The organism is Acidipropionibacterium timonense, from assembly GCF_900605005.1.
Classification (GTDB): domain Bacteria; phylum Actinomycetota; class Actinomycetes; order Propionibacteriales; family Propionibacteriaceae; genus Cutibacterium; species Cutibacterium timonense.
In genome coordinates, this window is record NZ_LR027558.1 from 1965908 (window position 1) to 1980721 (window position 14814).

General features: G+C 72.1%; 12 protein-coding genes. 9 read left to right on the forward strand and 3 right to left on the reverse strand.

Going from position 1 to position 14814, the window contains the following annotated elements; all coding sequences use genetic code 11:
- Positions 1-12 precede the first annotated feature (12 nt).
- Entirely contained in the window at positions 13-2592 is a 2580-nt protein-coding gene (locus E0E30_RS09290; protein WP_130866029.1) for a hypothetical protein, read from the reverse strand.
- Between the two features lie 226 nt (positions 2593-2818).
- Here E0E30_RS09290 and trmB point away from each other — a divergent pair, with 226 nt between their 5' ends.
- From trmB to E0E30_RS09330, 8 genes are all read left to right on the forward strand, one after another.
- Complete coding sequence (gene trmB, locus E0E30_RS09295) at positions 2819-3706, forward strand: tRNA (guanosine(46)-N7)-methyltransferase TrmB (RefSeq protein ID WP_245306560.1); 888 nt, start codon at positions 2819-2821, stop codon at positions 3704-3706.
- Entirely contained in the window at positions 3703-4593 is an 891-nt protein-coding gene (truA, locus tag E0E30_RS09300) for a tRNA pseudouridine(38-40) synthase TruA (protein ID WP_130866030.1), read from the forward strand. The genes trmB and truA overlap by 4 nt, the downstream gene beginning before the upstream one ends.
- Positions 4590-5180 (forward strand): class I SAM-dependent methyltransferase, encoded by a 591-nt coding sequence (locus E0E30_RS09305; protein WP_130866031.1) that lies wholly within the window; start codon positions 4590-4592, stop codon positions 5178-5180. The genes truA and E0E30_RS09305 overlap by 4 nt, the downstream gene beginning before the upstream one ends.
- 261 nt (positions 5181-5441) lie before the next feature.
- Positions 5442-6635, forward strand: coding sequence for a hypothetical protein (locus E0E30_RS09310; RefSeq protein WP_130866032.1), 1194 nt, complete (start codon positions 5442-5444; stop codon positions 6633-6635).
- Entirely contained in the window at positions 6632-7597 is a 966-nt protein-coding gene (locus E0E30_RS09315; protein ID WP_130866033.1) for a hypothetical protein, read from the forward strand. Before E0E30_RS09310 ends, E0E30_RS09315 begins: the two co-directional genes overlap by 4 nt.
- Before the next feature lie 3 nt (positions 7598-7600).
- Positions 7601-8902 (forward strand): CbiQ family ECF transporter T component, encoded by a 1302-nt coding sequence (locus E0E30_RS09320; protein WP_245306561.1) that lies wholly within the window; start codon positions 7601-7603, stop codon positions 8900-8902.
- Positions 8899-10587 carry an ABC transporter ATP-binding protein gene (locus E0E30_RS09325; protein WP_130866034.1) on the forward strand — a complete coding sequence of 563 codons (1689 nt, stop codon included), beginning with the start codon at positions 8899-8901 and terminating at the stop codon, positions 10585-10587. The genes E0E30_RS09320 and E0E30_RS09325 overlap by 4 nt, the downstream gene beginning before the upstream one ends.
- Positions 10584-11432, forward strand: a complete 849-nt coding sequence (locus E0E30_RS09330) for an ECF transporter S component family protein (RefSeq protein ID WP_130866035.1) — start codon at positions 10584-10586, stop codon at positions 11430-11432. Before E0E30_RS09325 ends, E0E30_RS09330 begins: the two co-directional genes overlap by 4 nt.
- Before the next feature lie 3 nt (positions 11433-11435).
- Here E0E30_RS09330 and E0E30_RS09335 read toward each other — a convergent pair whose 3' ends face one another.
- Together E0E30_RS09335 and E0E30_RS09340 are read right to left on the reverse strand one after the other, a co-directional pair.
- Entirely contained in the window at positions 11436-13043 is a 1608-nt protein-coding gene (locus E0E30_RS09335; RefSeq protein ID WP_130866036.1) for a hypothetical protein, read from the reverse strand.
- On the reverse strand, positions 13025-13795 hold the full coding sequence (locus E0E30_RS09340) for an ATP-binding cassette domain-containing protein (protein ID WP_167853924.1): 771 nt from the start codon (positions 13793-13795) through the stop codon (positions 13025-13027). Before E0E30_RS09340 ends, E0E30_RS09335 begins: the two co-directional genes overlap by 19 nt.
- Positions 13796-14018: 223 nt before the next feature.
- Here E0E30_RS09340 and E0E30_RS09345 point away from each other — a divergent pair, with 223 nt between their 5' ends.
- Positions 14019-14639 carry a superoxide dismutase gene (locus E0E30_RS09345; protein ID WP_130866038.1) on the forward strand — a complete coding sequence of 207 codons (621 nt, stop codon included), beginning with the start codon at positions 14019-14021 and terminating at the stop codon, positions 14637-14639.
- Positions 14640-14814 lie beyond the last annotated feature (175 nt).

Consider the following 14814-nt stretch of genomic DNA (forward strand, 5'->3'; position numbering starts at 1 on the left):
GCCGCGATCCGGTCAGCGTCGTCCGACCCGCGCATCGACGACCGCCATGACGAGGTGACCTGCGCTCATGAGAAGGGCGGTCGCCACTCCGGCCAGGACGACCGGCACCGCCACGGACCGCCACAGGGCGACGGCCGCAGCCAGCGCGCACAGGATGAGCCCGGGCAGGAGGGTCCGTCCTCCCGAGGCCGCTTCGGCCCGCCAGACGAGGCCGACCGTCCATCCCAGGGAGTCGAGCAGGTCGGCACGCTGCCTGCGACCGGCACGTTCGGTGAGCGCGGCCATGACCATGAGGCACAGCGAGCACCCCAGGGCCAGCAGGACGAGACCCGCTCCGGCTGCGGTCGTCGTCCCCGACATCGATCGGGCCAGGTCGGAGGAGCCCAACGAATCCCTCACCCGCGACCAGGCGGCGACCATGGCGGCCACGGTGAGGGCTGCCAGCGTGGTCCCGGCGGGCACCGCGACCCTGGTGATCCGCGACTCACGCGACAGGGCGGACCCCACGGCGGCCGGTCCGGGCCAGCGTCGGTGCGCCCATCCGAGGGTCGCGAGGCGGCGTCGACCCCGCGCGGAGGTCGGCCGCACCGCGCCACGGGCCAACACCGTCGGCACGACGAGTCCCAGGGCGATGTCGACGAACCCGGCAGCCGCGAGGGCCGCCGCGACGAGGTGCTCCGACCAGGCCATCGTCAGGGTGACCGTCGTCGCCACGACGACGAGAACGATGCCCGGCACCCGACTCGACGTGAGATCGGCCCAGATCCCCCACGGCGACCAACCGCAGCTGGCCAGCACCCTCGCCCGCCGACGCCGTGCCCCCATCTCGAGGACCTCGACGAGAACCGCCAACCCCACGGCACCGGCGAGGGCCAGACCGAGGATCCACCCCATGGCGGTCGAGGCGCCCGCGATGACCCGGGTCACCGCACCCATCTCGGTGAACGGGACGATCGCCGTGATCGCCTTCTCACCATCGTTGTCGGGCTGGTAGTGGACGCCCAGGTGGGCCGTCCCCGCCCCGGCGACGACCGTGGCGTCGAGGCCCATGGCACCGATCCGCGACGCCACCTCGCGCACCCGCTCGAGAGCCGCGTCGTCGTGGGCGTCGCTTCCGGCCACCTTGACCCTGATCGACGAGATGCCCACTCCGCTGCTCATCGCCGCCACGGCCGAGTAGGCCATGACGACCTGGGGAATCCCCGGGGTCGGCCCGCGTCCCCCGAAGGCCTCCGGGAGACGCCGACCGGCGCGACCCGTCACCGGGTCCGCCGTCCGGACGACCGCGTCGGAGAACGGGTCCATGCCCGCGGTCCCCGAACGATGGGCATGGATGGTGCCGAGGAACTCGAAGGCCGGCATCTGGATGTACCGGTCCATCCGGATCGTCGAGCTGCGGTAGCCGGACTCCAGGCCGTAGGGCATGGTCGTCGTCTCACCGACTCCCTCGACGGCGAGGGACGCCGAGGTCCCCGGAACCTCCGCCCCACCGAGCCGATAGGTCGCCGGTGAGAGCGGACGCACGATCTTGGCGGTGAGCGGGTCCTCCCCCGACGCCGTCCCCCAGTAGTCCACGAGCGGTCCGGACACGATTCCCGCCGGTGTGCCGACGGCTTCGCCGATCTTCGTCGAGACGGTCGCCCTCGAGGTCGTCGCGGAGGTCCGGCCCTTCGCCGAGGTCACGGTGCGCGTCGAGGTGACGATCTTCGGCAACTGGTCGCTCGCCAGCAGCACCGGGACCGTCCCCGACCGGGGCGCCCGGGCATCGACGTTGACCGGGTACGTCCTCGAGGCGTCCTTCTCCAGGCGCCTCGTGGCCGCCTCGTCACGCCCCCAGACCGTCTCGGCCCGGCGCAGCAGCTCGAGGGATCGAACGGTGGTGGCGTCCGCCCCACCCAGCGCGAGTTCAGCCACCGGGTCGACGGCGACCAGCGCACCGGTGCGTGCGACGTCGAGACGGGTGCCCAGCTGCTCGACCCCACCGGACCGGCCCGCCGTGCAGGTCTGGTCACGGGCGAGCAGCGGGATCGAGGGAGAGACCGCGCGGGCGGGACCGCACTCGTCGGCCGCTGCCGCGTCGATCCTGCCTCCCACCTGCCAGCTGTGGACGGCCAGGCCGTCGTCGAGGGTGGCCGACGTCGTGGTCGTCGCCGACGTGCCAGCGGGGACGCTCGTCGTGACGACGGCGTCCCCCTTCGAGCTCAGGGTGTCGACGTACACGAACGGCGCCGCCACCTGGACGCCCGGGATCCTGCGTACGGCGTCGAGGGCGGAGCTGTCGATGTCCGGCTGCACCATCCACGCATCAGGGGCGGTGAGGAGGGCACCGCGCAGGGAGACGAACCCGGGGACCCCGCCGGATGACCCCAGCCGGCCGAGTCCGGCGCTCGGTGCGGTGACGAGGATGTCGTAGGAGTCGTGCCACGCCGCCCCGGCCCTCGTGCGGACCTCGGCACTCGTGCGCCAACCGATGAGCGAGCCGCACGCCATGACGATGGACACGACGATGGCGGCAGCCGTCGGTGCCACCCACCGGCCGCGCCTCATCCCCGCCCCGTCGCCCATGACCAGTCCACCATCGCGGACCATCATGTCATCGGTCGATGCCGGTGGCCACACCTTCCGTCGCCCCGGTGTCGGTCAGTTCGCCAGCGATTCCAGGGCGTCGAGGTCGATCAGCGGGGCGCGACCCGCCCGCAGCTCGAGGAACACACCCTCGCCGCGTGAACCCCCAAGAGCCGTGTGCGTCTGGGCCGTGAGTTCACGGTCCAGACGCACACGGCTCGGCGCCACCGTCGATGAGCTAGCATCCGACGCCGTGACCCAGCCCTCGCCAGACCCCGCCCGCCGCGCCGACGACCGCGCCTCCGATCGGCCCGCGCCACGTCGGGACCATCGGCCGGGTCTCGGGGTCGAGGTCTCGGCCGGGGCGCACCGCAGCGAGGACGTCTTCCGCCGAGGGGTCGTGTCCTTCGTCCGGCGCTCCCCGCGCATGAACATCTCGCAGACCCGCGCCATGGAGCGGCTCACCGATCGCTATCTCCTCGACGTGCCCCGTGACACGACGAGCACCTCGGTGGCCCCCGGGGCACGGCTCGACCTCGAGAAGGTCTTCGGGCGTCGCGCCCCGCTCACGGTCGAGATCGGTTCGGGCTCGGGCGACACCCTCGCCGCGGTCGCCGCCGCCCATCCCGACCGCGACTTCATCGGCTTCGAGGTCTACCTGCCGTCCATCGCCACGACCTTCAACAAGCTCGAGGACGCCGGGGTGAGCAACGCCCGGATCGTCATGGCCGACGCCGCGGCCGGCCTCGAACACCTCCTGGGGCCCGGTGACCTCGACGAGCTGTGGACCTTCTTCCCGGACCCTTGGCACAAGAAGCGCCACCACAAGAGGCGCATCGTCAACCCCGACATCGCCCGCCTCGTCGCCGGTCGGCTCCGCCCCGGCGGCCTGTGGCGGCTGGCCACCGACTGGGACGACTACGCCGAGTGGATGCTCGAGGTCCTCGGGGCCGAGCCGGGCCTGGAGCCGGTCGACGCCGCGCCGGTCACCACCCCGGACGAGACCGACCCGCTCGCCGGCCGCCCCGGCCTGTCCCCACGCTGGACCGAGCGACCCCTCACCCGCTACGAGGGCAAGGGCGTGGCCGCCGGGCGTACCGTCCACGACCTCACCTGGCGGGCCGTAGGATCTCGTCCATGAGCCGCTGGCGTCTGGACATCGCCTACGACGGGACGAGCTTCTCCGGCTGGGCGACCCAGCCCGGCCTGCGCACCGTCCAGGGTGAGCTCGAGACGTGGGTCCCGCGGGTCCTGCGCCTGCCCGACCCCACCCCCCTCACGGTGGCCGGCCGCACCGACGCCGGGGTCCACGCCCGCGGTCAGGTGGCCCACGTCGACCTTCCCGACGGCCTCGACCCCCGCCCGGATCTCGGGCGCCGCCTGGCCCGAGTGCTCGACCCGGACCTCGTCGTCACCGACGTCACCGCGGCGCCCCAGGGTTTCGACGCCCGCTTCTCGGCCCTGTGGCGTCGCTACGTGTACCGGCTCTGGGACGCCACCTCCCGGCCCGACCCGCTGGCCCGTCACCATGTCACCCGGGTCCGCGAGAGCCTCGACCTCACCAGGCTCGATGAAGCCGGCACCTCCCTGCTCGGGCTGCGCGACTTCGCCCCCTTCTGCAAGTGGCGTGAGGGCGCCTCGACGATCCGGACCCTGCTCGACTGTCACGCCGAGCGCCTGGCCGACCACTGCGGCACCATCGAGATCACCGTGCGCGCCGACGCCTTCTGCCACTCCATGGTGCGATCGCTCGTCGGGGCCCTCGTCGCGGTCGGCTCCGGTCGGCGCGACCGGGCCTGGTTGGACGAGATCGCCGCCTCGCCGACGCGCAGTTCGGCGGTGCTCGTCATGCCGGCCCGCGGACTCACCCTCGAGGAGGTCGGCTACCCGCCACCCGACCTCATGGCGGCCAGGGTCGCCGAGTCCCGCGCCCGCCGCACCTCCGCCGACCTCCACCGCGGGACGACCACTGCCGACCCGACGGACTGCGACTGCATCCCGCCCGAGCCGACCGGAGGACCGCGATGAGCCACTATTTCCAGACGCCGTCCGGCCCGGTCGAGCGGCGCACCATCACCGCCCACATCTGGGATGAGGACCTCGACCTCGTCACCGCCGGAGGGGTCTTCTCCGGTTCACGCCTCGACCTGGGCACCTCGGTGCTGCTCCGTTCGGTGACGCCACCCCCGAGCCCCGGAACCTTCCTCGACCTGGGCTGCGGCTACGGACCAATCGCCTGCGCCCTGGCCAGGGCCGTCCCGGGGGCGCGGGTCGTCGCCGTCGACGTCAACGATCTGGCGGTCGAGCTCACCGGACTCAATGCCATGCGGCTGGGCGTCGGCGAGCGGGTGGAGGCCATGCGACCCGAGCAGGTCGACCCCGACCTTCGCTTCGACGAGATCTGGTCGAACCCGCCGATCCGGGTCGGCAAGACCGTCCTCCACGAGATGCTCACGACCTGGCTGGAGCGGCTGACCGAGGACGGCGTCGCCCATCTGGTCGTGGGGCGCAACCTCGGCGCCGACTCGCTGGCACGCTGGCTCGACGACCGGGGATGGCCCACGTCCCGCGTCGCCAGTGCCAAGGGGTTCCGGGTCCTCGACGTCACGAGGTGACCCCTGCCGGACCGACCCTTCGACCACACCGAGTCCACGAGGGGTGACGAACCGCACACCAGGGGCATAGACTGCTGCGGTCCCGTCGGACGGGGAACACCGGTGAGAATCCGGGACTGACCCGCAACCGTGACGTCGCCCCAGGGCGGCGAAGCCGGAGCGCCGACCGCCGGGCACGACCCGCTGAAGTTCGTCGAGGTCACGAACGGGTCGCGACGCCCGCCGTCGCGCTCACCCCTCGTGATGTCAGAGAGGTGTTCCATGAAGACGTCGGCCGTCCTTGTCGCAGCCACCATGACCGTCACCCTGGGTCTGGCCCCACTGTCCACGTCCGCCACGACGGCCCGGGCCGCCCCCTCCACCACGAGTTGCGCCCACAGGTCCTCGGCCACCGCAGCCGCCGACTGGGTCGCGGCCACCTACACGACGGACAGGTCCGCCTGGAACGGCGGGTCCTTGGCCCAGGGCATCATCGCCCTCGTCGGCGCCGGCGGACATGACAAGGACGTCGCCGAGCTCGACACCGCGATGGCGACCGCCTACCCGACCTACGCCAAGGGCGGCCCGGGGTCAATCGCGTACGTCCTCGTCGCCGTCGAGTCCCAAGGTCAGGACCCGACGTCCTGGCACGATCATGACCTCGTCGCCGAGTTGCGGTCGGCTCTCGCCAAGTCCCCGGACGGCGGCGGTTTCTTCGGACCGGGGCTGTCGGTCATCGCGCTGTCCCGCGCCGGCGCGACGGTTCCCGGCACGGTCCTCGACGCCCTGCTCAAGACCCAGGGCAGCAACGGCGCCTTCGGCTACTATGACTTCTCCGACCCGACGAAGTTCACCGCCGACCCCGACTACACCGCCCTGGCCATCGCCGCCCTCGACTCCCTGTCGTCGCCGAGCAGCGCCGCGTCGGCGGCCCTCGACAAGGCCATCGCCTGGGCCGAGAGTTCGCAGACCAAGGATCACTACTGGGCGAACTATTCACCGGTCAACAGCACCGGCATGATGATCCCGGCCCTGGCCCAGGCCGGGGTCGATGTCTCGGCCTCGCAGGCCTGGCTCGCCAGCGAACTCAAGCGCTCCGGCGGGAAGGCCTTCGCCGCCTCCCCCGACTCGACCGAGCCCAACCTCATGGCGACCACCCAGGGCCTGTGGGGTCTCACCGGTTTCGGGCTGACGAACACCACTCCGGCGAAGGTCCGCGCCGCTGCGTCGGCGTGCAGTTCCTCCCCGACGCCGTCCACCTCGGCCTCCCCGACGACGCCGTCCCCGACCTCCTCGTCGACCCAGCCGAGCTCGACGAGCCCGGCGGCCACCCTTCCCGGCGCGACCTCGACCAGCTCCACCCGCCCGGTCCGGCTGCCCTCGACCGGTGACGACTCCTCGGTCGCCGGGCTCGCGGGCCTGGCCGTGCTGTCGTGGGTCCCCGCGATCCTCGTGGCCGCCCGTCGCAGGAAGTGAGGGTCGCGTTGATCGGCTGTCTGCGCCGACTCGTCGCCGTCGTGGCCCTGACCCTCCTGGCACTGCCGACGCTGGCGCCGGGCGGGGCGACCTCGGCCCACGCCACCCTCCCGGTCAGGGCCATGCCGGCCAATGCGCGTGGGGACTGCCTGGCCTCGGGCAAGGTGTGGATGTACGTCGTCTACGAGGACGGCCCGGTCCTGTCGAACACCTGCGTCTCGAGCTTCTCGACCGGCACCGCCGCCCTCCAATCGGCCGGGGTGTCGATCGACCGGCGGTCCGACTCGATGATCTGTCGGCTCGACGGGTACCCCTCGGTGTGCCTGGAGTCGAGCCAGTTCCGCGGCCAGTACTGGACCTACTTCCACTCCACCGACGGCGTCACCTGGCAGTACTCCACCCTCGGTGCCGACAGCTACCATCCGAGGCCGGGGTCGATCGAGGGCTGGTGCTACAACAAGCCGGGCGTGTACCGGTGCACCCCCGGCACGCTGGCAGTGACCCGGACGACCACGGCGCCCCGACCGACCGCCACGGCCACGTCGACCGCTCCGAGGCCGGGAGCGGCCACGACACGTGGGACCACCACCCGTGCCACCGAGACTCGGGCGGCGTCGAACGGCCCGACCCGGAGCCAACCCACGACCGGCACCTTCTCGGCCACCCCGGGCGGACAGCCCTCCCGACACGCGACGCCGATGTCCCCGGCGAGCACGCCCGGTCGAGCCGGCTCGGCGTCCTCCAGCGCCACCCCGGCAGCGTCGTCCGACTCCAGCACCCCGTCCGGCTCGTCCACCCCGACGATCGAGTCGGACGCCGGCACCGCCTCCCCCGCACCGGCCGCACCTGCGGGGGGCTCGGGCACCCCGTGGGGAGTCGTCACCGTTCTGGGGATCATCGTGCTCGGCGGTGCCGGGTTCGGCGGCTGGCGAGCGTACCGGGCACGAGGGGCACGGCGCTGAACGGTGTCGCGCCTGCTCCCACGTCCAGCTGACCCCGTCGTCGAGCCGCCGTCCTCCACGCGGGGGCGGTCCGACGGCGGGACGAGGGACACCGTCCGCCCGACCAGGACCGGCAACCACCCCCGGACCACCCATCCCTGGGCCTGGTGGGCCTGGGCCCTGGGTACCGGGGCGGCGGTGAGCCTCACCAACAATCCGCTGCTCGTGTCGCTCGTCGTGGCCGCCGTCGTCCTCGTCGTCGTCAACCGGCGCACCGACGACCCGTGGGCCCGCTCGGCCGGCACCTATCTCGTCCTGGCCCTCGTCATCATCGTCATCCGGATCTTCTTCCAGGTGACGATGGGGGCCCGCTCCGAGGGCACCGTGCTCCTGCGGCTGCCCCGGGTCGACCTGCCCGCCTGGGCGGCCGGGATCAGCCTGGGCGGGCCGGTGACCGCCGAGGGACTGGCCGCCACGGGCTACGAGGCCCTCAAGCTCGCCGCGATGCTCGCCTGTTTCGGGGCAGCGAACTCCCTGGCGAACCCCCGTCGGGCGCTCAAGAGCGTCCCGGCGGCCCTGCACGACATCTCGGTGGCCGTCGTCATCGCCCTGTCGGTCTTCCCCCAGCTCATCGTCTCGGTCGGTCGGGTGCGCCGTGCCCGACGGCTCCGCGGCGGGCGATCCACCGGCCTGCGGGCGATCGGGGCCATCGTCGTCCCGGTCCTCGAGGACGCCGTCGAGTCGTCCATGGCCCTGGCCCGGAGCATGGAGTCACGCGGCTACGGCCGTACCCGCCAGGGACGTCGCGTGCCGCGCGGCACGGCCGCCCTCCTCGTCGTCTCGGTGCTGCTGCTCGTCGTGAGCAGCTACGCCATCCTGGCGAACCCCACCGGGTACTTCGCCCCCGATCCGGCCACCTGCACCCCCGGAACCCTGTGCGGCTGGCTGTTCGGTGACCGGTTCGGCCAGCGGGTGGGCATCATCCTGCTCCTCATGTCCCTGGTGGGGGTGGTCATCGGCCTGCGGTCGTCGGGACGCCGGCTGGGGCTGACGCGGTACCGGCCGGACCCCTGGACCCTGCGTTCGACCCTGTGCGCCGCGTGCGGCCTGGTGGCCCTGGCCGTGATGATCGGGCTCAACCGGGCCATCCCCGCGCAGATCACCGTCTCGACGAGTCCGCTGGGTTGGCCTCCGCTGCACCCCGCCATGATCGCGGTGGCGGCGGTCGTCGCGGCTCCCGCCGTGCTCACCGTCGCGCCGCCGCGGCGTCCCGGTCACACGGCGTCGACGACGACCCTGCCGCGCAGCTGTGAGGAGAACTCATGAATCCGGCCATCATCCTCGACGACGTCACGCTCACCCACCCGGGGGCGTCGACGCCGACCCTGCGTCAGGTCGACGTCGAGATCGCCGAGGGCGACCTGGCCCTGCTCGTCGGCCGCACCGGCACCGGCAAGTCGACCCTGCTGTCGAGCCTCAACGGGCTCGTGCCGCACTTCACCGGTGGGCGTCTGGACGGCCGCGTCCTCGTCGCCGGCCGGGACACCCGCTCCTGTCGGCCGCGTGACCTGGCCGAGGTGGTCGGAGTCGTCGGGCAGAACCCGCTGGCCGGGTTCGTCACCGACACCGTCGAGGACGAGATCGCCTACGGCATGGAGCAGCTCGGGATCTCCGCGTCGATCATGCGCAAACGGGTCGAGGAGACCCTCGACCTCATGGGCATCGCGGATCTGCGTCGACGCCCCCTGCTCGACCTGTCCGGGGGGCAGCAGCAGCGCGTCGCCATCGCGGCGGTCCTGGCCGCCCAGCCGCGCATCCTCGTCCTCGACGAGCCGACGAGCGCCCTCGATCCCACCGCCGCCCAGGACGTCCTGGCTGCCATCACGACCCTCGTCGACGAGGTCGGGCTCACCGTCGTCCTGGCCGAGCATCGTCTCGAGCGGGTCATGCACGCCGCCGACACGGTGCTGTGGCTGCCCGGGGACGGCAGCGTCGTCCAGGGCGAGCCCAGACAGGTCCTCGCCAGGGCCGACGTCGTCCCCCCGCTGGCCGCGCTGGCCCGGGAACTCGGCTGGCCGACCGTGCCCTCGTCGGTGCGCCGGGCCCGACGCCGTATCGGGGCCCAACCGGGCCTGCCGGTGGCCCCGGCGCCGACCGAGGCGATGAGCTGGGATCCCGGCGACCACCCGGACGTGCTCGTCACCACCGGACTGGCCGTGAGCTACGGCGACCTCGTCGCGGTCGACCACCTCGACCTGGCTCTCCAGGCCGGTACGGTCACCGCCCTCATGGGTCGCAACGGCGCCGGCAAGTCGTCGCTCCTGTGGGCCCTCCAAGGGGCGACGCGGTCCTCCGGGAAGGTCGAGGTGAGGCAGGCCGGCGGGCATGGCGCGGACCCTCGGCGGGCCGACCCCGCCACCGCCAGGACCCTCGTCACCCTCGTCCCGCAGACCGCCTCCGACCTGCTCTACCTGCCCAGCGTCGGCGCCGAGTGCCATCAGGCCGACACGGAGTCGGGGGTGCCCGAGGGCACGACCGCCGCCCTCCTGCGCACCCTGGGCGTCGACCTGCCGGCCGATCGGGACCCGCGTGATCTCTCGGAGGGGCAAAGGCTGGCCCTCGTGCTCGCCATCCAACTGTCGGCGCGGCCCGCCGTCGTCCTCCTCGACGAACCGACCCGCGGTCTCGACTACGCCATGAAACGGGAGCTCGGACGGATCATCCGGCAGATCGCCGACGGAGGGTCCTCGACTCCGGCAGCGCATCCGGCGGCCGTCGTCGTGTCCACCCATGACGTCGAGTTCGCGGCCGCCACGAGCGACCGGACGATCGTCCTGGCCGACGGCCAGGTCGTCGCTGACGGGACCACCCGAGCCGTGTGCACCTCCTCGCCGGCCTTCTCCCCCCAGATCGCCAAGGTGTTCCATCCCGCCGATCTGCTCACCGTCGCCGACGTCCGGGCCAACCGCGACCTGCTCCACCTGCCGACCGGACCCGAGGACGTCCGATGAGGACGACGTGGACCGCCCGGGCCCTCCTCGTCCTCACTGCGGTGCTCGGGCTGGTGGCCTTCTGCTGGCCTCTGGTGCTCTCCCCCGGGTCGATCGCCGACTACCAGACGCGCACCCCCTTCCTCTTCGCCGCCATCCTGCCGGTGGCCCTCGTCGTCGTCGTGAGCCAGATGTCGGCCGACGGGATCGACGTCAAGGCCCTGGCGATGCTCGGGGTGCTCACCGCCTGCGGTGCCGGGCTCAGGCCCTTGGGGGCGGGCACGGCCGGGATCGAGTTCGTCTTCCTCCTCATCGTCCTGGGCGGACGGGTGTTCGGCGCGGCCTTCGGCTTCGTCCTGGGCACGACGACGCTCTTCACCTCGGCCCTGCTCACCGCCGGGTTCGGGCCCTGGTTGCCGTACCAGATGGTGGCCGCGGGGTTCGTCGGGTTGGGCGCCGGGCTACTGCCGCGGCGTCTGCACGGGTGGGCCGAGACCGCCGCCCTGGCGCTCTACGCGTCCTTCGCGTCATTCGCCTACGGCTGGCTCATGGACTTCTCGTTCTGGCCCTTCAACCTCGGCATGGCCACGCAGATCTCGTACCGGCCCGATGCCCCCGTCCTCACGAACCTGTGGCACTTCGTCCTGTTCAACCTCGCCACCTCGATGGGCTGGAACCTCGGCCGAGCGGTGACGAACGTCATCCTCATCGTCCTCGTCGGCCAGCCCGTCATGAGGGTGCTGCGGCGGGCGGCACGGCGGGCCCAGTGGGGTCTGTCGGACGCCGCCTCACTCGCGGGTGGGCCAGGACAGCTGCACCAGCCCAAGCGTCCAGACGGACCCGACCTGTCGCGTGGAGGGTCCTGACCGTCAGGACCGCGTCGGGACGACCCGCTGAAGCACGGCCGCCCAGTCCCGTTCGATGAGGTGCCCACCCCAGCGCACCCCACCCCAGCAGACGAGGGCGCCGACGACGAGCCCGACGACGGCGGCGGCCAGGGACAGCGCAGCGACCTGGTGGCCCCAGATGGCCACCCCGAGAAGGACGAGCGACGGGGCACACAGGATGATCGAGATCGGCATCGACGCCAGGGTGAGGGAGAAGGCCGTCCCGTTGAAGGAGCCGGTGGCGAAGGCCCCCTGCCTGGCCTCCGGCATCGCCGACTGGCTCACCGCGCCGATGACGCTGCCCACGCCGGTGGCGACGAGGGCCGCGCCCCAGGTGACACCGAGCAGGGCCAGCAGGACACCCCAGCGACCGAGCCAGGCGGTCACGGCCACGATGACGAGGGTCTGCACCGGCAGGATGACGACGAGGTAGGCCATCGTCCTGCCCCACCGGTCTTCGACTCCGCGCACCCCGGCCTGGATCTGGACCCACAGGGCCGACCCGTCGTAGCTGATGAGCTGACCGAACTGGCCCGGTGCGTACATGCTCAACGCCGCCGGGAGGAGCACCAGCAGGATGCGTCGGTCCACCTCTCCCCCACCGTTGATCATGAGTGGCACGGCGATGGCCAACGGCACGATGAGGGAGGTGAGGACGAAGGTCACCATCCGGGGATCACGGCGCAGGTACCGCAGCTGTCGTGCGGCGATGGCTCCGGCGACCGTGTTCGGCACGATCCGGTCGACCGGGCTCGTCGACGACGCCTTGCTCGTCGCGTGGCCCGCGGCCAGGGGCGACACGAGGGCCCGGTCGATCGCCCGCTCCCACAGGACGAGCAGTCCGAGCACCGTCGCCGCCGCGAGCCCCAGGCGCAGAGCGGCCAGCCCCCAGTGGCCCGCGCCGACGTCCCCCGGCAGGGCCCAGGCCCAGCCGACCGGGGTCCAGCCGAGGACCTCACCCGTCGTCACGACCGCGGGATCGGACAGGGCCTCGCGATCCTGGAACAGTGGGGTGAGGTACTGGGTGCCGATGCCGGAGGCCATGGCGATGACACCGACGACGATCGCGGTGAGGTCACGGAACCGCCGACTCGCCAGGCCGGCCGAGAAGGAGGCGATGAGCCATCGTGAGGTGGCGACGCTCGTCACCAGGCCGAGCAAACCCCCGATGACGGCGGCGACGACCGCCGCCGGGTGGTGCCGCCACGAGGCGGCCAGGCCACCGACGACGACGAGGGTCAGCAGGGACCCGAACCCGGTGAGGGCGGCCGCCAGCAGTCCCGGCAGCAGGTCTCGCGAGCGCACCGGGAAGAGGGCGAACCGCCCGGGGTCGAGCATGGGGTTGGACCCGAAGGCGATGACGGGAAGGACCACCCAGGCGGCCAGGACGAGTACCCCGAGGAGCACCCCGACCGACCCGTGGACCGTCGCGGTGGCGTCCGAGACGGTCCAGGCACCGATGGCCAGGCCGACCGCCGAGATGATGCCGAAGGCACCGATGACGACCCAGCCGACGACGGCAGCCGACTTGGCGGTGCGCCAGCTGCCCCAGGTGGAGCGCCAGGCGAACCTCAGGACTGATGCAACCACGACAGGCCCTCCTGGGTGCGCACGGGACCACCACCGACGAGCTGGACGAAACGGTCCTGCAGGCTCATCCCACCTCGGACGGCCTCGACCGTGCCGACAGCGAGCACCCGGCCGGCGGCGATGACGGCGACGGCGTCACAGAGCGACTCGACGAGCTCCATGACATGACTCGACATGACGACCGTCCCCCCACCGGCGACGAACTGGTGGAGGATCGAGCGGATCGTCTGGCCCGAGACCGGGTCGACCGACTCGAAGGGCTCGTCGAGGACGAGCAGGGACGGGTTGTGCAGGAGGGCGCAGGCCAGGCCGATCTTCTTGCCCATGCCGGCCGAGTAGTCGCAGACGAGGGTGTCGGCGTCACCGGACAGGCCCAGGACGTCGAGCAGGGTCTCGATGCGGGCATCGATCTGGGCCCCGTCCATCCGACGCAGCTGTCCGCAGAAGCGCAGCAGCTCACGGCCGGAGAGTCGGTCGAAGGTGCGGTACCCGTCGGGCAGGATGCCCATGAGGGCCTTGGCCGCGGGCGGGGCGGTCCACACGTCGTGGCCCCACACCCGAACGACGCCGCGGTCGGGACGCAACAGCCCGGTGGCCATCGACAGGGTCGTCGTCTTGCCGGCACCGTTGGGGCCGACGAACCCGAAGAGGCATCCCTGGGGCACGGCCAGGGACAGATCGTCGACCGCGCGTTTGGGCCCGAAGGACTTCGACAGGTGCTCGATGACGAGGGCTGGAGCGTCCGATTCCATGCGTACCATCCCACCACTGGCCGGGGTCACGGGTCGACCGGACGGTCGATCCGGCTGCCCTCCCGATCACGTCGGACGGGGTCATCCGGGTGCGAGTTCGTGAAGAATCTCGCTTCCCGGGGAATAATGGGTGACGTCGTGGCGTTACCGCCACCAGAGCCCCCGCCGCGGGGGCGTCGCGTCGGAGCCACCGGCGCGGTCACCTGACGACCTTGGAGGAAGCATGGCCGTGTACACCCTTCCCGATCTGCCCTACGACTACAGCGCCCTGGCCCCGCACATCGCCCCGGAGATCATGGAGCTCCACCACGACAAGCACCACGCCGCGTACGTCGCAGGCGCCAACGGTGCCCTCGACAAGCTGGCCGAGGCCCGCGAGAAGGGCGACTTCGGCGTCATCAACCAGCTCGAGAAGGACTTGGCCTTCAACCTCGGTGGGCACATCAACCACTCGGTGTTCTGGAAGAACATGTCCCCCGACGGAGGTGGCCGTCCCGAGGGCACCGAGCTCGCCAGCGCCATCGACGAGTACTTCGGCTCCTTCGAGGGCTTCCAGGCCCAGTTCAGTGCCGCCGCCAAGGGCCTCCAGGGGTCCGGCTGGGGCATGCTCGTGTGGGACGTCCTCGGCCAGCGCCTCAACACCATGCAGCTCTTCGACCAGCAGGGCAACCTGCCGTCCTCCCAGATCCCGGTCGTCCAGCTCGACATGTGGGAGCACGCCTTCTACCTGCAGTACAAGAACGTCAAGGCCGACTACGTCACCGCCTGGTGGAACGTCGTCAACTGGCAGGACGCCGAGGAGCGCTTCGCCAAGGCCCGCACGCAGACCGCCGGTCTCGTCTGAGCCTGCCCTCGACCGTCCATCCGGGTCGTCGACCCGACCGACTCATCCCCGTGGCTCCCGTCCCGTCGGACGGGAGCCACGGGCGTGTCCGGGCCGGCCCGTCGTCAGACGCGTCCGGGACGACCCCGAACGCCTGCGCGCTCGGGGTCCGGACGGTCACGGCGTCGACCGAATC

Bases quoted from the DNA above. Each gene is read 5' to 3' on its own strand.
- E0E30_RS09305 (WP_130866031.1), top strand. From the start codon at position 4,590: ATGAGCCACTATTTCCAGACGCCGTCCGGCCCGGTCGAGCGGCGCACC.
- E0E30_RS09345 (WP_130866038.1), top strand. From the start codon at position 14,019: ATGGCCGTGTACACCCTTCCCGATCTGCCCTACGACTACAGCGCCCTG.
- E0E30_RS09325 (WP_130866034.1), top strand. From the start codon at position 8,899: ATGAATCCGGCCATCATCCTCGACGACGTCACGCTCACCCACCCGGGG.
- E0E30_RS09310 (WP_130866032.1), top strand. From the start codon at position 5,442: ATGAAGACGTCGGCCGTCCTTGTCGCAGCCACCATGACCGTCACCCTG.
- E0E30_RS09330 (WP_130866035.1), top strand. From the start codon at position 10,584: ATGAGGACGACGTGGACCGCCCGGGCCCTCCTCGTCCTCACTGCGGTG.
- E0E30_RS09340 (WP_167853924.1), bottom strand. From the start codon at position 13,795: ATGGAATCGGACGCTCCAGCCCTCGTCATCGAGCACCTGTCGAAGTCC.
- E0E30_RS09290 (WP_130866029.1), bottom strand. From the start codon at position 2,592: ATGATGGTCCGCGATGGTGGACTGGTCATGGGCGACGGGGCGGGGATG.
- truA (WP_130866030.1), top strand. From the start codon at position 3,703: ATGAGCCGCTGGCGTCTGGACATCGCCTACGACGGGACGAGCTTCTCC.